This is a genomic window from Clostridium sp. HCP1S3_C6 (genome assembly GCF_052066735.1).
Classification (GTDB): Bacteria; Bacillota; Clostridia; order Clostridiales; family Clostridiaceae; genus Clostridium.
Window position 1 is genome coordinate 22,976 of record NZ_JBQHRN010000004.1, and the last position, 22,495, is coordinate 45,470.

General features: G+C 29.1%; 16 protein-coding genes and 1 tRNA gene. All 17 read right to left on the reverse strand.

What is annotated here, in order from left to right; all coding sequences use genetic code 11:
* Positions 1–38 precede the first annotated feature (38 nt).
* The gene (thiE, locus tag ACTNAO_RS02440) at positions 39–668 is read right to left on the reverse strand and encodes a thiamine phosphate synthase (RefSeq protein ID WP_441026008.1); all 630 of its coding nucleotides are present in this window, start codon (positions 666–668) and stop codon (positions 39–41) included.
* A complete protein-coding gene (gene thiM / locus ACTNAO_RS02445; protein WP_441026009.1) occupies positions 658–1,479 on the reverse strand; it encodes a hydroxyethylthiazole kinase in 822 nt (273 codons plus the stop codon). Before thiM ends, thiE begins: the two co-directional genes overlap by 11 nt.
* A gap of 290 nt (positions 1,480–1,769) precedes the next feature.
* A tRNA-Gln gene (locus tag ACTNAO_RS02450) sits at positions 1,770–1,844 on the reverse strand.
* A 108-nt stretch (positions 1,845–1,952) separates the two neighbouring features.
* Positions 1,953–2,108: a zinc-ribbon domain-containing protein gene (locus ACTNAO_RS02455; protein ID WP_441026011.1), complete on the reverse strand. Its 156-nt coding sequence runs from the start codon at positions 2,106–2,108 to the stop codon at positions 1,953–1,955.
* Between the two features lie 190 nt (positions 2,109–2,298).
* Complete coding sequence (locus ACTNAO_RS02460; RefSeq protein ID WP_441026013.1) at positions 2,299–2,745, reverse strand: C-GCAxxG-C-C family protein; 447 nt, start codon at positions 2,743–2,745, stop codon at positions 2,299–2,301.
* 124 nt (positions 2,746–2,869) lie between these two features.
* The gene (locus ACTNAO_RS02465; protein ID WP_441026015.1) at positions 2,870–3,622 is read right to left on the reverse strand and encodes a hypothetical protein; all 753 of its coding nucleotides are present in this window, start codon (positions 3,620–3,622) and stop codon (positions 2,870–2,872) included.
* A gap of 117 nt (positions 3,623–3,739) precedes the next feature.
* Entirely contained in the window at positions 3,740–7,609 is a 3,870-nt protein-coding gene (locus tag ACTNAO_RS02470; RefSeq protein ID WP_441026017.1) for a S8 family serine peptidase, read from the reverse strand.
* A 175-nt stretch (positions 7,610–7,784) separates the two neighbouring features.
* The gene (locus ACTNAO_RS02475; RefSeq protein ID WP_441026019.1) at positions 7,785–11,189 is read right to left on the reverse strand and encodes a triple tyrosine motif-containing protein; all 3,405 of its coding nucleotides are present in this window, start codon (positions 11,187–11,189) and stop codon (positions 7,785–7,787) included.
* Positions 11,190–11,357: 168 nt separating this feature from the next.
* Positions 11,358–12,608, reverse strand: a complete 1,251-nt coding sequence (purD, locus tag ACTNAO_RS02480; protein WP_441026021.1) for a phosphoribosylamine--glycine ligase — start codon at positions 12,606–12,608, stop codon at positions 11,358–11,360.
* Between the two features lie 81 nt (positions 12,609–12,689).
* Positions 12,690–13,301 (reverse strand): phosphoribosylglycinamide formyltransferase, encoded by a 612-nt coding sequence (gene purN / locus ACTNAO_RS02485; protein WP_441026023.1) that lies wholly within the window; start codon positions 13,299–13,301, stop codon positions 12,690–12,692.
* Complete coding sequence (gene purM / locus ACTNAO_RS02490; RefSeq protein WP_441026025.1) at positions 13,289–14,290, reverse strand: phosphoribosylformylglycinamidine cyclo-ligase; 1,002 nt, start codon at positions 14,288–14,290, stop codon at positions 13,289–13,291. The genes purN and purM overlap by 13 nt, the downstream gene beginning before the upstream one ends.
* 21 nt (positions 14,291–14,311) lie before the next feature.
* On the reverse strand, positions 14,312–15,739 hold the full coding sequence (gene purF / locus ACTNAO_RS02495) for an amidophosphoribosyltransferase (protein WP_441026027.1): 1,428 nt from the start codon (positions 15,737–15,739) through the stop codon (positions 14,312–14,314).
* A 2-nt stretch (positions 15,740–15,741) separates the two neighbouring features.
* On the reverse strand, positions 15,742–16,452 hold the full coding sequence (gene purC, locus ACTNAO_RS02500; protein ID WP_441026029.1) for a phosphoribosylaminoimidazolesuccinocarboxamide synthase: 711 nt from the start codon (positions 16,450–16,452) through the stop codon (positions 15,742–15,744).
* On the reverse strand, positions 16,452–16,931 hold the full coding sequence (purE, locus tag ACTNAO_RS02505) for a 5-(carboxyamino)imidazole ribonucleotide mutase (RefSeq protein WP_441026031.1): 480 nt from the start codon (positions 16,929–16,931) through the stop codon (positions 16,452–16,454). The genes purC and purE overlap by 1 nt, the downstream gene beginning before the upstream one ends.
* Positions 16,932–17,034: 103 nt before the next feature.
* Positions 17,035–20,793 (reverse strand): phosphoribosylformylglycinamidine synthase, encoded by a 3,759-nt coding sequence (locus ACTNAO_RS02510; protein ID WP_441026033.1) that lies wholly within the window; start codon positions 20,791–20,793, stop codon positions 17,035–17,037.
* A 571-nt stretch (positions 20,794–21,364) separates the two neighbouring features.
* Positions 21,365–21,865, reverse strand: a complete 501-nt coding sequence (locus ACTNAO_RS02515) for a signal peptidase I (RefSeq protein WP_441026035.1) — start codon at positions 21,863–21,865, stop codon at positions 21,365–21,367.
* 24 nt (positions 21,866–21,889) lie between these two features.
* A complete protein-coding gene (locus ACTNAO_RS02520; protein ID WP_441026037.1) occupies positions 21,890–22,486 on the reverse strand; it encodes a TasA family protein in 597 nt (198 codons plus the stop codon).
* Positions 22,487–22,495 lie beyond the last annotated feature (9 nt).

The following is a 22,495-nucleotide window of genomic DNA, read 5'->3' on the forward strand; positions in this document are numbered from 1 at the left end:
GTATATTCTTCTAATGTATATAAAAATATACTATAGAATTATTTAAATTCTATAGTATATTTCAACTCTTCTGCTGCCTTTTTTATATTATCCTTACCTAAAATTGCAGATACAATAGCTATACCATCAATTCCAGTGCCCCTAAGTTCTAATACATTCTTTTCATTAATACCACCAATGGCTACCACTGGAATATTAACCTTTTCTTTTATTTCCCTTAATTCTTGTATTTTTAAAGAAGTAACATTATTTTTTGTAGAAGTATTAAAAACAGAACCACAACCTAAATAATCAGCCCCATCACTTTGAGCTTTTAAAGCTTCTTTAATATTATGAGCAGACACTCCTATGATTTTGTCACTTCCAAGAATTTTTCTTGCTACATTGCAAGGAATGTCTTCTTGTCCTAAATGAACTCCTGTTGCATCTACTGCCATAGCAATATCAATTCTATCATCTATAATAAGCGGAATATTATGCTTGTCTGTAATTTTCTTTACTTCCTTTGCAATATTAAAAAGTTCTAATGAATCAGAACTTTTTTCTCTTAACTGAACTAAAGTAACTCCACCTAAAATTGCTTCTTCAATAGCACTATTTAAATCCTTATTTTTTAAGCATTTTCTATCTGTCACTAAATATAATGATAAATCAATATTATTCTTCATAAACTTGACCTCTTTCCATAATTTCAAAAGCTTTTAAATTAAAAGCGGCATCTATTATTTTTACCTTATATGTACCACTGCCTTCATTTTCTTTAAGCATATCTAATGCCTTTTCACCTATTATTCCCATAATCATAATTCCTGCTACTACAGATAAAAAGTAATCATCACAAGCCCCTAAAAAACCTCCAATAAGAGCTGAAGTCATGCATCCAGTTCCTGATACATAAGACATCATCTTATTTCCATTAGATATTCTTACAATTCTTTTTCCATCTGTTATATAATCTACCATGCCTGTCATAGCAACAATACACTTGTACTTTTTAGAAACAGTAATAATTATTTCTTTTGATTCATCTTCACTCATAGTTTCAAAAGAATCAACACCTTTGCTTTGAGTTTTTAAACCACACAAACATCTAATTTCTGATGCATTGCCTCTTATAGCTGTAATATTTAATTTTTTTAGCATTTTAATTGCAGCATTTTTTCTAAATCTAGATACATTTATACCAACAGGATCTAATATAATTGGAATCCCTACTTTATTTGCAATTTTCCCAGCTTCTATAATTGATTCTATTTTTTCATAAGAAATCATCCCAATATTAATTACAAGAGCAGAACACTGACACTCTATTTCTCCTACTTCGTCTATTGCATCTGCCATAATTGGTTTTGCCCCAATTGCAAGAAGAATATTTGCACAATCATTTATTGTTACATAATTTGATATGCAATGAACTAAGGGCTTTTCTTCTTTTAAGTGTGTAAGCATAGCCCCTACTTTTTTCTTAAGTTCATCCATATTTATACCCCTCCTTATTTTATGTCTAAAATACCACTCAAACACTTTTTATAGTATATATTTTCGATTATTTTGTCAAACAATACACAAAATGAGTTTTCTTTAAATATGTTAATTAACTCTTATTACTTTTTAAACAAACAAAAAAAGAGCGAAGCTCATAATTAAAATTAATCATTTTGCAAAACGCTCAATACTTCTAAATTATATAAAAAATGTATTAATAGTGTGATAATTATCAACATGTGTTAATTATCATATTCTTTAAAAACTAGTATTTTAAATACATTTGGCTAGGGTAGAGGGATTCGAACCCCCGATAATCAGAGTCAGAGTCTGACGCCTTACCGCTTGGCAATACCCCATTAATAAGACTTTTTTATTATACCACAAAATAACTTTATGTCTAGTATAAAATTACCATTTAAGTAAAAACAAAGGTTGCAAGCTTAACTTGCAACCTAAAACAGAAACTATCTTCTGTTGTTTTGTTGTTTTTTAGCTCTTCTACATTCAGGACATCTCTTTGGTTCGTTTTCAAAACCCTTTTCTTTGTAGAATTCTTGTTCGCCAACTGTAAATACAAATTCCTTACCACAGTCAACACATACGATTGTCTTATCTTCCATATTACTATTCCTCCTGTTTAAAGACCATGTCGATTAATGAATCCTAAAACCGGAGAACATTATTATCTACTTAATCTTTAATATTATATAGTAGCTTTCAGCCACTTATTTATAATATCATATATCAAACGCCATTGCAATAATTACAAAGGATAATTTAATATTTTGTTCACAATGTTAGTCAGTTTTTTTACATTAGATTTTTTTCTATAATTAAGGCAGCTTCTCTAACAATTTCTATACAAGGTCTTTTTTTATAATATTCCTTTGTCCTATCTTCAGGTCTTGCACTTTCCTCCATCTCATCTATGCCTAAGAGTTCCTTGCATATTATACTACCACCATTTGCTTCTTTAAATTCTTTTGCCAAATTTCTTACTATCTCATAATTTTTTGTCTTTGCCTCTATATCTTTAGGAGCATAATTCCCATTTTTAAGACTTGCAATAAATACAATTGCAGACATTGCACCACACACTTCTCTCATTCTGCCCATTCCAGCTCCAAATCCAGATACCATTTGCATAGCAAACTTTTTGTCTATATTAAATAAATCAGCATATGCTCCTACAACAGACTGGGAACAATTATATCCCTCTTTAAATAATCTAACTGCCTCATCGCTTCTTTTACTCATATTTTTTGCCTCCTGTAATAATTTTACCTTCTGTTAAAAAGATTATGAAAAATAGGACCATCCTTTTATACTTGGACAGTCCTCATTTTTATTAATAATCACTTTTTTGAAAACTTAATTAAGTCTAATAATTAAATTCATATTGCATTACTATATCATTATTATCTTTATCAAAATATGATGTTCTCATTATTACTTTAACAAAATCTTTTCCCTTTATTGTAACAATAGCATCAATATCACCTACTACAATAGTACCATCACTAAACTTACCTTCTATTTCATTAGGGACTTCTATTTCTTCCATTGTAAAATCAGTCCATGAAGATGTTTTTGAAATTATTTTTAATGATTTTGATTCTTCATTTGAAGGACTTTCTGTTCCATATCTTGCTCTTAATATGCTATTATAACCTTCACTAACATAACACTTTTCATTCATTTCAACGTAGCCATTGACTTCAGATTTATTTAAAAGATATGATTCTGGAACAATTATACTTACAGTTTGACCATTTATAAATGACAAATAGCCACCTGCTGAAACAATCTTACAATTATACGAAACTTCTGTTCCATAACCATAATTTCCAATACATTCTACTATTTCAACCTCAAAAAAATCTTTCTTAAAACATTCTTTTTCTGATACATAATCTTCAAAATGTGAACTAGTAATATCTGAAAATTTATCTTTTATTGTTCTATTTAATATTCCTTTCATTAAAATTGATGGAATATATAATATTTCTGAAACACCAAATTTAAAACATGTTGTAAGGATTTTTTTGCTTTTAACATTAAAATCTACAATCTTGCCATCATAAGCTTTATTAACACTTATCACATTTACATCTTTACTTAGTTCTCTAATCATTTTTAAATTCCTCCCAATATATCCTTCTACATAATCTATTTTAAATCATTATTTTATAAAGTAACCTTTCATTATTATATCATAAATTTTGTATTAATTTTAATTATAAACAAAAAATTAATAATTATGTATGTATTTCTTTATTTTTTTGTAAACATACAATAATATTATACAATTTATATATATAATCAAATTTGAATTATCAGAAGTTTCTGGTTCATCCTCTTCTCCATCTAAAGGGAAATATACAACTTTAACAATTGTTGTATTGTCATTTCCAAATTTATCAACAGTCCTAAATCTAAAATAATTATCGCCAGCATTTAATGTATATTCATAACTAAAATCATTAATTAAATCATTATCATTAAAACCAACCATTCCTGTTTGTGTATTAGTAATCATGTTACCATTTAAAAACACTTTATAATCACTTTTATTATCATGTACAGAACCTTTTAATATAAATTTTTTTCTATTAGTATAAAAATCTCCATCTATATTTGTAAAATCTATATCAAGATCAATAACAGGAGCTTCATTATCATAATAAAGTCTATATGCATATTCTTCTACAACATTGCCATATTCATCTTCTGCATATATTTTTACTTTATTAAGCCCTTCTATTAATTTTACTTTATGAGAAAAGGTAAAATCATCATTAACTAAAACATCTGTATCATTTATTTTTAATACTTTAGGAATTTTAGTTACATAGCCAATTACATTTATACATCCTTCACTGTCTACATTTCCAGCTGTACTTTGAGAATTTTCAATATTTACAAAACCCACATTAAGTTTATTTTTATCACTTACCTTTACAACTAGTAATTCCATAGTTTCAGAAGAATTATTAGCCTCATCTACAAGTTCCAAATTTAATTTATTTAATCCACTTTTTAAGGGTACTTCAATTTCTCCTTCTCCATTATCGTCTAAACTTTCAGATACTTCTTCACCTGTAAGATCGTTTTCTATTTTACAAACTAATTTAGATATGTCTTTTCCCTTAACATTTAATTTAAAAGTGTCATCTTCTGTTGCATAAACTTTTTTTGAAGCATCAGGCCATATACTTTCAATTACTGGATTCTCCCTATCTAAAGTTACATTGTAATCTTTATTAAATATTTCTTCATTATCCTTTGAATAAGCCTTTACATTTACAATATTATCTCCATCAGCTAATATAACAGTTTTTTCAAAAGTTCCATCACCTAATACAGCTTCCTCTTCATTTATTAAAATATTATAAACATCACTTCTCATATATCCTTTTATTTTAAATCTTCCAGCACCTACATTTAACACTAAATTTTGTTTAAGTTTAGAAAAGGATAATGCATCAACCATTTCAGGTTTGTCATCAGGTGTATCTGTAGAAATATCTATATCTTTATCTCCTTCTGCATTATAAGTATAATTAAATTCTGTTTCATTACCTGCATAATCTTTTATTATTAATGTTATTTTATTAATTTGTCCTTTATTTAAATTGATATATCCACTATAATTATGTCCATTATTTTCAATATTTTCAATTTCAGTTTTTGAATTATCATTATCATTTAAAAAATATTCAGCTTCACATTTTACTTTTGAAAACTCGTCTGTAGCACTCCAATTTAACTTATATAATATCTCCTCATCTTCTTTGATTCTATCAATATATACATTAGAAACAATAGGGGAAACAGTATCTACTTTTACAGGCATATCAATAACCTGTTCTTTTGCATTATCTGTATATCCTATAGTTTTAGCTCTTATATAATACTGGCCATCTTCTACCTTATCAAAAGAACCAGTAGACATATTATATTTTGTTCCATCCCAGTTATAATAATACTGAAGTTGCCTACTTTTGTTACCTGATGAATCATTGTAACTGTTTTTTACAACATTGTAATATATCATTTTATTACCTATAAAATTTTTGTCCTTATCAAGTACTTCAATTTCATAACATTTTGCATTTCTTAAAAAGTAATTATTTAGACTTACAGTATCCTGTAAACCATCATTATTAGGAGAAAAGGCTACAAGATTTGGATCAACTAATTCTTCTTTTTCATCTTCATCATAATACTTGCCATAATATTCAAACTTGCTACCACTTCTGCTTCCAAGACCTGTTTCTTTAAATATAGAATCATTATCATATATAGGTGAATCTAAAATAGTTTCACTACCATAATCTCCGTAAAAGGCTAAAAGAGGAATGCTTAAAGATGGTACATTTGTATCCAAACTAGCAAGTTTTATATACCCTTCGACAAAATTATTTTCATCAAAACTATTTGGAAGTTTAATAGTCCCTTTAACAATAACTTCAGAATTTCCAGAAACATTAATATATTCAGTATCAAAGGTAATTTTTGCATTTTCAATTTCAACTTCTTCTATTTTTTTATTACTTAAAACAATTTCACTATATAATTTTATATCATTATTTATTTTATAAGATGTTGCATCATTTCCATAATTTTTAACTATCATAGAAAATGAAGTTTCCTTACCTATATTTTTTAGTGCAAGAGAGGCTTTGCCCCTATTATCTGTTACCAAAACATTATTATTTATTGCATTTTTAATATTTATAGCACCTGCTCCTTGCCACCTTGGTGAATATGGCTCATCACCATCATAAAGTACATCCGCTGTATTCATAGCCATATTTTTTACAAATTCAGTTTTTTTAGTTATATCTATATTAGGGAATTTATTATTAACTGCTTCATATATTAATGCTTCTGACCCTGAAACATATGGAGCTGCCATAGAAGTACCACTTAATATAGCATATTCATTATCATTTGCAGTAGAACGTACATTTTCACCTAGTGCAGTAATTTCAGGTTTTAATTCTAAATTAGTACTTGGACCCCATGATGAAAAATTAGACATAGTATAAAACATATCCATAGATGCAACTGTAAAAGTTACATCTGTGGAATTATCAACAATTGATGTATCTTTAATTCCAGAATAATTGGATGGATATTTTTTTGTGCTTTTTGTTGTGGAAACTTGAGAATTACCAGCAGAATTAACACAAAGTATGCCATTTTCTGAAGCTTTTTCTACAGCTTTTTTATATAAATTATCATCACCCTTTACTGAAGCATCTGATCCATAGCTCATATTAATAATATCAGCTTTCAATTTAACAGAATCTTCAATAGCAAGTAAAAGATCTTCACTATAAAAACCTCCTCCATAACTACTTTTTACTTTCATAGCTAAAATTTGAGCATTTGGTGCAACTCCAGAAAAATCTTCTCCATTTGCAGCAGCAATGCCAGTAACATGCATACCATGAATTTCTGAAGAATTATACAAATTTAAATCACCATCTGCATAATTATATGCAAATGGAATCTTGTCACTTACATATTTTCCTCTACCAATTTCATTTATTATTGAGTTAGTTTTTTCCTTTGTTATTTTTAAATTATCAGAAGATATATTTTGCAAATTTTCATTATTTATATCTATACCAGTATCAATTATTGAAATAACAACACCCTTACCTGTACATTCATATTTTAAAGCTTCATTATTTATTTCACTTATTAAATTAGATTTTTCACAAACTGACTCATGCATTTCATAAGAAATATATGCATCCTTAACTCCAGATATATTTTTAATTTTTTCTATATCATTACTACTACCGTATATAGAAAATCCATTAACAAGATATGCAAATTGCTTTATTATTTTGTTTTTTGTTATATTTTCTGCTTTGCATATAATATCTTTTTGATTGTTCTTTACTTCACTTTCTATATCTTTTGCCTTATCTGAATTACTTAAAATATCTATAGCAGCTTTATCTTCAAGTTCTACTATTATTCTTACTTTTGATTTTTCATTATTTTCATAAATCTTAGAAAAGGCATGTCCTTTACTTAAAAAACATAATAAAAATAATAATATAATCGAAATATTTATTACTTTCTTATTTTTTATTTTCAAATTTTTCCCCCCAGATAACTTAAAAGTATTTGTATACAATTACATTATATTGATTATAAGGTAATATATCAATAATTTATTATATATAAAAAGTGCTGAAAAAAATGAAAAATCATTTTTTTCAGCACCTAATTTATTACTTAACATTTTTTAGTTTAATAAAATTTTAAACTTGTTAATTATTACCTTTCTTCTTTTTACTTAATCCTAATAGTGATGTTCCTAAAATACCAGTTAATAAAAATGCAATTAAACCATTATTATCTCCTGAACTTGGACTATCAGGTTCATCAGTATTTTCACCAGAAACTTTTATTTCTATAGGCTCGTCAATTTTTACTTCTATATCATCAGAATCTTTAACATATACATAAATATCATATGTTCCTTCAGAAGGTAATTCAAAATCAACTGAATTCTTATCAGAATATCCACTTATAGCCATCTTTTTTCCATCTTTCTTTGCAAAGAAATAATACTTAAGGTCACCTTGACCACCTTCTGCTTTAGCTGAAATTGTAATTTTATCAGATACTTTAAGATTACTTGTTTTATTAACCTTAAATGAAGTAATATTTAATTCATCTGTAGGTTCTTCTATTTCTCCTTCATCAATAATATTAAATGTTTCTATATTACTTTCTGCAGTATTTTCTCCATCACTTACAATAACAGATATAGTATATTTTCCTACTGTTTTAGGTTTCCATGTATAAATTGAATTATCAGAATTATCAATTTCTTCATCATTTACTTTAAATTTATAAGTATAATCACCTTGACCACCTGTTGCTTTAGCTGTAAATTTTATTTTTGTATTAACCTTTTGTTCAGCTGATTTATTAGCACTTAATGATACCTTTAAATCTTCAACTTCAGGTGAATCCTTAGTAACGCTTATAGATAATTCATTACTTTCTACTGTATCTTCACCATCATTTACTTCAACTGTTACTTTGTAAGTTCCTTCTTTTTCAGGTGTCCATTCAAATGTTGATTTTTTTCCTGAATAAATTTCTTTTCCATCTGCCTTAAATGTATAAGTGTATTTTTTTAAACCACCTGTTGCTTTTGCTTTAAAAGTAACACTAGAATTTAGTTTTATATTTTTTTCATCAGAAGTAAGACTAACTTCTAATTCTTCTTTTGGGTCCTCTGGATCAGTTGCAGCTTTAGTAACTTTTATACTTAAAGCTTCACTTTCTTTTGTATCAGTACCATCATTTGCTTCAACTGTTAACTTATAAGTTCCTTCTTTTTCAGGTGTCCATTCAAATGTCGATTTTTCTCCTGAATAAATTTCTTCTCCATCTACTTTAAATGTGTAAGTATACTTTTTAGAACCACCTGTTGCTTTTGCTGTAAGTTTAACTTTTTCTTTTTCTTCAACTGAATCCTTATCAGAAGTAAGGCTTGCTTCTAATTTCTTTTTAGTTATATCTTCATATTCTTTCCATGATGTACCATCACAAATCATTGATCCTTCACACTTAACGCCATCAGCATCTACCCCTTGAACTGTATCAGCTGGATACTTAATATTTGCGCTGCCAGATGCACCATTATTAAATATTATTAAAGGAGTAACATAAGAATCATCTGTACTAGTGTATTCATATTTATATAGTCCATCTGAAACTTTAGTCATTTTTACACCTGGCCATGTTGCATTTTCAGATCCCTTTGTAGATTTATCATATACATATGCATATGCATTATCCCATCCTGAAGGTAATTTTAAATAAGCAATATTAGCTGCACTTGGATCCTTCTTTGTATAAGTATATGTTTCTTCTGCATCACCTTCACTGCCTGTACCACTTAACTTTAATGTTATTTTATCTCCATAATCAGCATCTTTACCAATTTCAATTGTATCACCATCATTAAAGGTTTCTGCTTTTCCACCATTAATTGAATAAGTCGCTTTAGTGCAATTTTTACTGTTTAAAGTTACCTTTAATGAATCAGTAGTAAAAGAAGAACCATTAGCAACTGATGCAGAAACTGCTGGTGCTGTAGATGACTTTACATTATAAACTACAGCTACACCACTATCTCCTATTTTACCAGATATTTTACCACCTGATACTGTAAAGTTACTTCCTGTCATTTGATCTGTATATGTACCATCTTTCATATGACAGCTTTCACTTATATCTTTTGCACCTCTGTCAAGGTTAACTAAAACTATACCTTCAAAATTGCTTGTACCAGTACTACCACGTTCAACAGCAAATACCTTATTGCCTGCCATAGATGATGCATATTCACCAGTTCCTGCAAAATAATTATGGAACTTATTTACTTCAGCTACTCCCTTATCTTTCCATTGACCATCATCTTCACCAAGTGCAGAACCTGCGAAACCAGCTCCTCTTTGATTACTGCCTTGAAATACTTTAGGTCTTGCAAAATATAAAGGAACCGCATCAGCTCTTGCAGCTAGTGCATACCAAGAAAAATGTATATCATCTGTACTAAAACCTGATGTATGTTCACCATATTCACCAGCAAAGGTATCATGAGATTCAACCCATGTTATCCATGTTTTTGCATCTTTACCAAATTCATTATTAGACATGTTGCAAAGTCCAGATGCATTCCTTCCTGTAACGCAGTTTCTTAAAGTTTGACCATACTTATTATTTGTAACTCTTATTCTCTTTGTATAATAATCTATACTTATAGGTCCTGGAGTATTTAATATTTCACCATATAAAAATACATCCTTATTTACGGCCTTTGTTGCAGAAACAAGGTTAGGCCAAAAGTTACTTTTAAAATTACCTTGATCTTCTGGAAGTTCAATATGCTTAGCTGCATCAAATCTAAATCCATCAGCTCCAAGATTTTGAACATCATTAAGATATTTAAATATAATCTTTTGAAGATCCTCATTACCTGTATTAAGATCTGGCATACCTATTGGTGCATTTGTCATAACATATCTATTTCCATCACTAGACTCTGTTAAATCATTATTATGCCAAAATGCATCATTATCTCTTATTTCAGCTGGAATATTTCCATTTCTATCAGCTTTTTGATTAAACATTTTACCAGTATTATTAGCCAAATGATTTGCAACTACATCTACAATGACCTTTACACCATATTTATGGGCTTCTTCACACATTGCCCTAAATTCTTCAGGTGAACCTAGATTATTTCCTGATGCAGAAAAACTATAAGGTTGATAATATTTCCACCATCCAGCTGTATCACCAAATTTACCATCCTTATTAGGTTGAAATGGTGAAGTTTGTACAGCAGTAAAACCAGCATCAGCTATTTCTTTCATTGAATTTTTAATGGAAGAAAAATACCAATTCCATGCATGTAAAATACATCCATCCCCTACACTTTGTGCAAGTCCATTGTCCGTTGGTCCTTGAGCTTTTTCAACTTTACTATCAACATTAGGTAATAACATAGAATTATAATGTGAAAGATCTAACTGAGATATTTGTGAATCTAATACTGAAGCATCTGCAGAAGATACTGGAACAATTACTGTAGATGAAACTACAGTTGCTACTGACATTAAACAAATAAATTTTTTAGTAAACCTTAACATGGTATCTCCCCCCAATTCTTTTTTGTGTTTATTATCATTTTTATAATACATCTTTATAATACATCTTTATTACACATTTTACAATATAATTTGTAATAATACATTTTTGTATATAAAAAGCTACTTAAAAGCCCAAAATGCCTTAAGTAGCCTTAGTAGTTATTATAATTATTTATATATACCTATATCAGTTCTATAATAACTATCTTTAAATGAAACAAGTTTTACATTGTTATATGCATCTTTTCTTGCTTCTTCTAAAGTTTTTCCATGTCCAACAACTGATAAAACTCTTCCACCACTTGTTTTTAAAACTCCATTTTCTTCTACAGCACCAGCTACAAATACTTTGTCTTTTATAGAATCATCTATTTTTATTTCATATCCTTTATTGAATTTCTTAGGATATCCTTTTGAAGCAAGTACAACATTTATACATACTTCATTTTTCCACTTAATTGTAGTTTCAGAAAGCTTTTCATTAAGTGCAGCTTCTATAACTTCAAACAAATCACTATTCATTAAACTTAAAACTGATTGAGTTTCTGGATCTCCCATTCTTACATTATATTCAAGTAAATATGTTCCTTTTTTTGTTATCATAAGACCAAAGAAAATAATTCCCTTAAAATCAAATCCTTCTTCCTGAATTCCTTTTAAAGTATTTTTCATAATATTTTCTTCAAAATCCTTTAAAACTTCATCTGTAACATATGGATTAGGTGCTAAAACACCCATACCTCCTGTATTAGGTCCTTTACCACCATCATAAATTTGCTTATGATCTTTAGCAGATACAAATGGAATTATTGTATGTCCATCACATATAGATAAAATTGAAGCTTCTACTCCATCTAAAAATTCTTCTACTACAACTTTTTGACCTGCACCTTTAAATATATCATTTACCATAAAATCGTTTATAGCATCTTTTGCTTCTTCTTTTGTACTACATATTGAAACGCCTTTACCAGCAGCTAAACCATCTGCTTTTATTACTACTGGGTATGAGCATTTTTCTAAATACTTAAGAGCTTTAGGCGCTTCTGTAAACACTTCATACTCAGCAGTTTTGACTCCATATTTTTTCATAAATTCTTTAGAAAAACTTTTACTTCCCTCTAATTGTGCACCATTTTTATCAGGTCCAAAAATTCTAAGTCCTGCTTCTTTAAATTTATCCGTAATTCCTTTTGTAAGAGGATCTTCTGGCCCTACTACAGTTAAATATATATTTTTCTCCTTTGCAAATTTTACAAGTTCGTCTATATCAGTTATGTTCACATTTTCACATTTATTTTCAAAAGCTGTTCCACCATTTCCTGGTGCCACATATATTTTTGATACTTTATTACTTTTTGCAAGTTTCCAAGCTATTGCATGTTCTCTTCCACCTGAACCTATTAATAATAAATTCATTATATTCTCCTCCATACATATATTTTTATGATTAAATAAAATTAAGGAAATAAGATATACTTAATTCCTTAATTTTTATTTTTAATTAATCTTAACTCTTCCATCAATAATAGATATTTTATTATCAACAATAAGACCTATAGCCTTTGGAAGAATTATATGTTCTTTTTCAAGTATTCTCTTTTGAAGTGTTTCTGCATCGTCTTCAAAATAAACAGGTACAACTTCTTGAAGTATTATTGCTCCACCATCTACTTCATTATTTACAAAATGCACTGTACATCCTGAAAATTTAACTCCTTTTTTTATTACAGCCTCATGAACTTTAAGTCCATACATATTAGGACCACAAAATGAAGGAATTAGTGATGGGTGAATGTTAATTATCTTATTTTTGTATACATCTAAAATTTTCCCATCAAGTATAGATAAATAGCCTGCAAGTACTATTAAATCGACTTTACCTTCAACTAATTCAAGAATTTTATCAGATTGCTCTTTTCCATATTCTTTTCTGCTAACAACATAACTAGGTATATTATGCTTTTTAGCTCTTTCAAGAGAATATATTCCTTCCTTGCTGCCAATAACCATTTCTATTTTACAATTTTTAAGTGTTTTATTTTCAACAGCATCTATTATTGATTGAAGATCTGTTCCTCCACCAGAAACTAAAACTGCTATTTTAAGCAAATACCTTCACCTCCAGAGATAACATGACCTATTTCATAAGCCTTTTCTCCCATATCTTGAAGGTCTTTTATAATATTATCTGCATCTTTTTCATCAACAGCCATTACAAATCCAATTCCCATATTAAATGTATTATACATATGATCTCTATCTACGCCCATTTCAACCATTTTGTCGAATATAGGTAATACTGGATAACTGTCTTTATTTATTACTGCTGTAAAATTATTTCCATTAAACATTCTTGGAACATTTTCTATAAATCCACCACCAGTAATATGAGACATACCTTTAATATCATATTTTTCTAAAAGCTTTAATACTGGTTTCACATAAATCTTAGTAGGAACTATAAGAGTTTTCCATACTTCTTCTCCATTAAATTCCATATCTAAATCTGTAAATAATTTTCTTACAAGAGAAAATCCATTTGAGTGAATTCCTGAAGAAGCAATACCTATAAGTTTATTTCCTTCTTTAATTTTGCTTCCATCTATTATTTTATCTTTATCAGCTATACCTACAGCAAATCCTGCTATATCATAGTCTCCTTCTTTGTAGAATCCTGGCATCTCAGCAGTTTCACCACCAATTAGTGCACAGTCAGATTGAAGACATCCATCTGTAACACCTTTCACAAGGTCAGCAGAAACATTTGAATCTAGTTTTCCACATGCAATATAATCTAAGAAAAATAATGGTTTTGCACCATGACATAATATATCATTTACGCACATTGCAACACAATCTATACCTACAGTGTCATATTTTTTCTTTTTACATGCTATATCAAGCTTAGTTCCAACACCATCAGTTCCTGATATTAAAACTGGTTTTTTATATCCTTCTGGAAGTTCTATCATTCCAGCAAAACTGCCAAGACCATTTAAAACATATTTGCTATATGTTTGTTTTACTAGGTCCTTAATTAACTTTACACTTTTGTATCCTTCTTCTATGTTAACACCTGAATCTTTGTAAGTTATCATTTATTACCCTACCTTTCAAGATTATTCTTCTTTTCCATTTCCAGCTTCAATTGGTGGCGCTACAGGATATACTCCATTAAAACATCCAACACAGAAACCTTTCTTTTCAGATAAACATTTATACATTCCATCCATACTTAAATATCCTAATGTATCTGCCCCAAGTATTTCTTCAGTTTCCTTTATAGTATGATTTGCCGCAATAAGTTCACTTCTATATGCAGTATCAATACCAAAGTAACAAGGGAATTTTACTGGTGGAGCTGAAATAAGTAAATGTACTTCCTTAGCTCCTGCTCTTCTCATTGCATCAACTAAATGCTTAGATGTAGTTCCTCTTACTATTGAATCATCTATAAGGATAACTCTTTTTCCTTGAACATTTACTTTTAACGGATTAAGCTTAACAGCTACAGCTCTTTCTCTCACTTCTTGTGAAGGTGATATAAATGTTCTTCCTACATATCTATTTTTTATAAATCCAGTTTCAAAAGGAATTCCTGATGCTTTTGAATAACCTATAGCTGCTGGTATTCCTGAATCTGGCACAGGACATACAAGATCAGCTTCAATTTTATGTTCTTTATAAAGCTGTTCACCAAATTTAACTCTTGTTGTATATACATCAAGACCATCTATTGTAGAATCAGGTCTAGCAAAATAAATATATTCAAAAGAACAAGTTTGACATCCTGTACTTTCAGCATATGTAATTGATTTAATTCCATTTTCATCTATTACAACTATTTCCCCTGGCTTTACATCACGAACAAAATCTGCTCCCACTGCATCAAGAGCGCAACTTTCAGATGATAATATATATGCATCATCAATTTTACCAATACAAAGAGGTCTTATTCCATGAGGATCTCTTGCACCTATTAATTTATCCTTTGTCATTATAACAAGAGCGAAGCTTCCCTTAACTGCCTGCATTGCATCAACTACGGCTCTTTCCATACCTTTTGCTGCACTTCTTGCAAGAAGTGTTGCTATTACTTCTGTATCAATTGATGTATGGAATATATGACCACCTTCTTCTAAAAGCTCTCTTATAACATCAGCGTTTACAAGATTACCATTATGAGCCATAGCAATTGTACCAATTTTAGAATTAGAAACAAGTGGTTGTGAGTTTTCTACTGTATTTGCACCAGTTGTTGAATATCTTACATGACCTATTGCAACATTTCCTTTAAGTTTATGTAAATCATTTTTATCCTTAAATGCATCTGTAATTAACCCAAGGCCTTTATGCATTTCTATCTTTTCACCATCTGATACTGCAATACCTGCACTTTCTTGACCTCTATGTTGAAGAGCGTAAAGACCATAATAAGTTATTCCAGCAGTATCCATTGGCTTTGGTGAATAAACTCCAAATACACCACATTCGTCCTTAAATTTGTCTAAACTTGGATCTAAAATTAAATCAAAGTCAGTTACCATAATTACTCCCCTTTAATTCTATTTAAAATTTCAACATAAGCTTCTTCAACATTTCCCATGTCTCTTCTAAATCTATCTTTATCAAGTTTTTCACCTGTTGTAGCATCCCAGAATCTGCAAGTATCTGGTGAAATTTCATCAGCTAATACTATTTCTCCATTTGGAAGTTTACCGAATTCTATTTTAAAGTCAATTAAATTTATGTTTAATTTTGCAAAGAATTCCTTTAATAAATCATTTATTTTTGCAGTCATATCTAATATAGTATCAATTTCTTCGAAAGTTGCGGCGCCAATAGCTACAGCATGATATCTATTTATTAATGGATCTCCTAATTCATCATCTTTATATGAAAATTCAAAAACAGTTGTTTTTAATTTATATCCTTCTTCAAGACCAAGTCTCTTTGCCATACTACCTGCAGCAGTATTTCTAACAATAACTTCAAGTGGAACTATAGAAACCTTTTTGCAAAGTTGTTCTCTTTCATTTAATTTTTTTATAAAGTGAGTCTTTATTCCATGTTTATTAAGCATTTCAAAGATCATTGTTGTAATAGCATTATTTAATACACCTTTATTATCAATTTGAGCCTTCTTAACTCCATTAAATGCAGTTGCATCATCTTTATAGTATACTATTATTTCGTCTTCCTTATCAGTTTTATATATTTGTTTAGCCTTTCCTTCATATAACATTTCTAATTTTTCCATTATAGTTCTACTCCTTCCCCATTGTCTTCAATAAATTTCTTTTTCATATTTTTTCTTCCTTCAATTAATTTTTCTTTAATTTCAGGATATTTTAATGATAACATTTGTACTGCAAGCATTCCAGCATTGTAGCTGTTATTAATTCCAACTGTTGCAACTGGAATTGATTTTGGCATTTGAACTATTGAAAGAAGGGCATCCATTCCTTCAAGAGCTGCTTTAACTGGTATTCCTATTACAGGAAGTACTGTTTGAGAGGCAATAACACCTGGAAGATGTGCAGCAAGACCTGCCCCAGCTATTATAACTTCACATCCATCAGCTTCACATTCTTTTATTGTTTCTGTAAGTTTTTCAGGTACTCTATGAGCTGAAAGTACAAAAGCCTTATAGCTTACTCCATATTCTTTAAGAGCATTAGCAGCGCCTTTCATAACATCAGTATCTGATTTACTACCGAAAATAATTGCAACTTTCATTTTTAACCTCCAAATATAATTTATATATATTATATAAAAATGGAGAATGGCATAAAACATAAAATTTTATGCATTCAGACATTTATTAAAGCATTTTAAAATATTACTTAAAGTATTTAACTCCAGATTCAAATATCTTTTGATCAAAGTTTCCTGGAACATTTTTATAAAGATTTTTACCAATTCTCTCTGAATGTCCCATTTTACCAAGTATTCTACCATCTGGACTAGTAATACCTTCAATTCCTAAAACAGAACCATTAGGATTATATGGCATATCTAAAGATACATTTCCATCAAAATCAACATATTGTGTTGCTATTTGACCATTTTCTTCTAATTTCTTAAGAAGTGATTCAGGAGCAACAAATCTACCTTCACCATGTGAAATAGCTACATTGTGAATATCACCCACCTTAACTTCATTAAACCATGGAGATTTAGTTGAAGCTATTCTTGTTCTAATAATTGAAGACATATGTCTATTTATATTATTGTAAGTTAATGTAGCCATATCTTCTTTTATATCGCAAATTTCTCCATAAGGAACAAGTCCAAGTTTTATTAAGGCTTGGAAGCCGTTACAAATACCAAGCATAAGTCCATCTCTATTATTTAAGAGTTCCATTACAGCTTCTTTTATTTTTTCGTTTCTAAAAGCTGTAGCAATAAATTTACCAGATCCTTCTGGTTCATCACCAGCAGAGAATCCTCCTGGAAGCATTATAATTTGAGATGATTTAATTTCCTTTTCTAATCTATCTATTGATTCTCTTAAAGTTTCTTTATTTAAATTTCTAAGTAAAACTTGTTTAACTTCTGCTCCTGCCTTTTCAAAAGCTCTAGTACAGTCATCTTCGCAGTTAGTTCCTGGGAATACTGGAATAACAACTTTTGGTTTTGCTATTTTAACCTTTGGTCCTGACACAACTTTCTTATCATAAGAAACAGCCTTTACTTTTTTACCAGTTTCAGGAGTTTTTATCTTAAACACATTATCTAATTTTTCTTCTAGTGTTTTATCTAAATCATCTATATTAAAGTTTACATTATAATCTTTGCATACTATTTTAGGTTCTTTTGTAGTTTTACCAATAATCTTATATTCTACATCACCAAATGCATTATCTAAATCTATATCATTATCCATTTCAAGAACTAAAGATCCATAATTTAATCCAAATAAATCATCTTTAGTTAAGTTTTCAATTTCAGCCCCTATCTTATTACCTAAAGACATTTTAGTAATTGCTTCAGAAACTCCTCCAAATTTTAATGAGTAAGCAGAAATTACTTTTTTTGATGAAATAAGTTCATAAACTTTTGTCATTGATTTTCTAAACTTGTCCATGTTTATTATTCCATCTTCAAGTTTTTCAGATTTAACAAAAACAAGTTTTGAATTATCATTTTTTAATTCAGGTGATATAACATTATCGGCTTTTTCATATCCCACAGCAAAACTTACAAGACTTGGTGGCACATCAATATCATCAAATGTTCCGCTCATTGAATCTTTACCACCTATTGCTGGAATAGATAATTCTTCCTGTGCTCTATATGCACCAAGAAGTGCTGCAAATGGCTTACCCCATCTATCTGCCTTGTCTCCTAATCTTTCAAAATATTCTTGGAAAGTAAGTCTTGCTTTTCTGTAGTCACCACCCATAGCAGTAAGCTTTGTTACTGATTCTATTACTGAATAAAATGCCATATGATAAGGACTCCATGTACCAAGAAGTGGGTTAAATCCAAATGTCATTAAAGATGCATTTTTGCATTCCTTACCATCAAACATTGGTATTTTTCCTGCCATACCTTCAGCTGGCGTCTTATTATATTTACCTCCAAATGGCATAAGCACTGTTCTACCACCTATAGTTGAATCAAATCTTTCAACTAAACCTTTTTGTGAAGCAATATTTAAATTCTTTAAATTATCAAGCCATGTCTTTTCCACATCAGTATCTTCTGAAACTTCAAATGGATAATCCTTTGGTGCTTCTACTAAAACATCAGTTTTTTGAGTTGCTCCATTTGTATCAAGGAAACTTCTCTTAAGATCAACTATTGCATTTCCTCTCCAGAATAGTCTAAGTCTTTCGTTATCTGTAACATCTGCAACATGTACAGCTTCTAAATTTTCTTCTGCACAATACTTAATAAATTCATCTTTTAATTTTCCATCAATTACAACAGCCATTCTTTCTTGTGATTCAGATACTGCAAGTTCTGTACCATCTAAACCTTCATATTTTTTAGGTACTTTATCTAAGTTTATATCAAGTCCATCACATAACTCACCAATAGCAACTGAAACTCCACCTGCACCAAAATCATTACATCTCTTAATCATTTTTGCAACTTTAGGATTTCTAAATAATCTTTGAATTTTTCTTTCTGTTGGTGGATTTCCCTTTTGAACTTCTGCACCACATGTTTCTATAGATTCAGTAGTATGTTCCTTTGAAGAACCTGTAGCACCACCTACACCATCTCTTCCTGTTCTTCCTCCAAGAAGTATTACAATATCACCAACCTTTGGTTCCATTCTAATAACATTTTCTTTAGGCGCTGCTGCAATAACTGCTCCAATTTCCATTCTTTTTGCAACATAATCTGGATGATAAACTTCGCTAACTTGACCAGTAGCTAATCCTATTTGGTTACCATATGATGAATAACCATGAGCAGCTCCTATTGTTATTTTTCTTTGTGGAAGTTTTCCTTTTAATGTTTCTTCAACTGGCACTGTTGGATCTGCTGCTCCTGTAACTCTCATTGCTTGATATACAAAAGTTCTTCCTGATAATGGATCTCTTATAGCCCCACCAAGACATGTAGCAGCTCCACCAAATGGTTCTATTTCTGTTGGGTGATTATGTGTTTCATTTTTGAACATTAATAAATATTTTTCTATTCCGTCATTAGTTTCAACATCAATATTTACAGAACATGCATTAATTTCATCAGATACATCTAAATCATCTAACAAGCCTTTTTTACTCATTTCTTTAACTACTATTACTGCAATATCCATTAATGTAATATTTCTAGTTGTATCCTTGCCATATACATAATCTCTTGATTTAATATATGCTTCATAAGATTTTTTTATTGGAACTGTATATTTATTATCTTGAATTTCTACTTCTTGAATTGCTGTAGAGAATGTGGTATGTCTGCAGTGATCTGACCAATATGTATCAATTACTTTAATTTCTGTTATGCTTGGATTTCTCTTTTCATCATTTTTAAAGTAATCTTGAATCATAAGTAAATCATCCATGCTCATAGCAAGTCCTTGCTCTTTATGGAATTTCTTTAATTCTTCTTCACTGCTAGATATAAACCCATCTAAGATTTGAACATCTGAAGGTTCTTTAGATTCTACTTTTAAACTTCTAGAGTTAATATCTGCCTCTCTAGAATCTACTGAATTTATATAATAATGTTTTATTTTATCTATATCTTCTTTTGAAAGTTTTCCTTTTAATACTATAACTTTTGAAGATTTTACTTCTACTCTTTCACCTGATGTAAGAAGCTGAAAACATTGTTCTGCCGAATCAGCTCTTTGATCGTATTGGCCTGGTAAAAATTCAACACCAAATGCTACACTATCACTATCTAGTGGCAATTCCTCCTCATAAACTTTATCTACTGTAAGTTCGGAAAATATTGTATGAAGTGCTTTTTGATAGTATTCTTCTGATACATCCCCTAGAGTATATTTATTTATTACTCTTACTCCCTCTAAATTTTCCATTCTCAAATTGCTTTTAAAGTCTTCTAGTAAGCTTTTTGCCTCAACGTTGAATCCATCTTTTTTTTCAACGAAAATGCATCTGACATTAATCATTTAAATACCTCCAATTTTTCATAAATGTTGGTTTTACAAAGTCTAACTTATTTTATTTTTATTAAATTTATTACTAAATTTAGCTTACCATTATAAGAAGTACGTGTCAATGATACAATAAATATTTTATTTTAACATTCGTACTGTATCGAATATTATGTATATTTTTTTTATTTTTCTTACGTATTTTTCTTTTATTTTTTATAAAAAAATAAACCCAAGAAATTCTTGGATTTACTTAAAATTTATACCATAATCAAAATTATACCCACGTGCGAAAAGAATAAAATATTTTATTCTTAAAATTATTAAATTACTTTTACCCCAAAAAGTAATTATTACCCTTCGACATTTTTGATTTTATCTTACTAAGTAATCTTTTTCAATAGGATAAATACAGTTTTTACAGCTCTTTAACAATTGTTTTTAATTTGTTAACATTTGTAATTATTTACTTCATTAAATATGATCTCAATTGGTTTCTTCATTAAACTTTTTTATCCTTTGTAACTTTTAGCTTTGGTTAATTATTTCCTTAGGAAATTGGCTTTAAGCAAAGCGCAAAAAACACTTATTTATTAATTCTTAATTTTTTTAAGAATATTAAATAAAAAACATATAATATTATTATAGCTGCTAGAAAAAATACAAAATACTTTTTAATAAATATAAATATTTTTCCTACAACCTTAATGTGAAAAATAACTTTTCCTACAATCATATCTTCAGTTACTTGCCTGTTATCTTCAACATTATTTGCATCACCTTTTGTGGTAATTACTTTTTTATTGTCTATATTATTAATTTTTACAATTCTGTGTGTAACAGTTACATTTTTATTATCTAAAAAATATGTTATTACATCTCCTGTATTTAGTTTATCAAAATTGGTGTTTTTAACTATAACAAGGGAGCCTTTTTCTATATAAGGTTCCATACTTTCACTTGAAACATTTAAAAAACTATATCCAAATACTGAAGGAGGGTGCCCCTTATTAATAAAGGTACACCCTACAATCAATATAAGAAATAGTATAACTATATAATAAAATATATTTAATACTTTTTTCATATACAATTTTCCTTCTAAAATTAATTACTTACTTAAATTATTAAGCATTTTTTTAACATCATCTGATAAGCCACTCCAAGATTGTTCATAAGTTCCTGCCTTAGAAAATACTGCATCAGCTCTTACAACTGCTTTTAGTGTTTCCTTATTATACTTATCTTTTTGATTTTCAGGAACATTAAATTTAACACTTTCAATTATGTTTTTTGTGCTTTCACCTGGATTAACAACAGATGTATAGTAATAATATCCGTCTTTTCCATCATACCAAGAATCTGCTTGTGTAGGATCAGTAGTCACATTAACATATTCAAATTTTAAAAGACTAATATCTCCTCCATAAAAATTACCATTAGCATCTTCCCATCTTGGTTCAACAGCAACTCTTATAAGTGTTGGAAAAGTATCTGTATTTTTTACATTTGCAATTTTATCAACTTGCTCACCTGTCCATTTATCTTTATCTTTCCATTCAGGTTCTTGAACACTTATATTAATATTACCTATTGTAAATTGGTTTTTAACATCATCTTTTGCAGTAAAGAATGCAAGTGTACCACAGGTAAGAGTTACTAAGGCTAAAAGTGCTAAAATCACTGCTATCTTTTTCTTATTTTTCATATTTCTCTA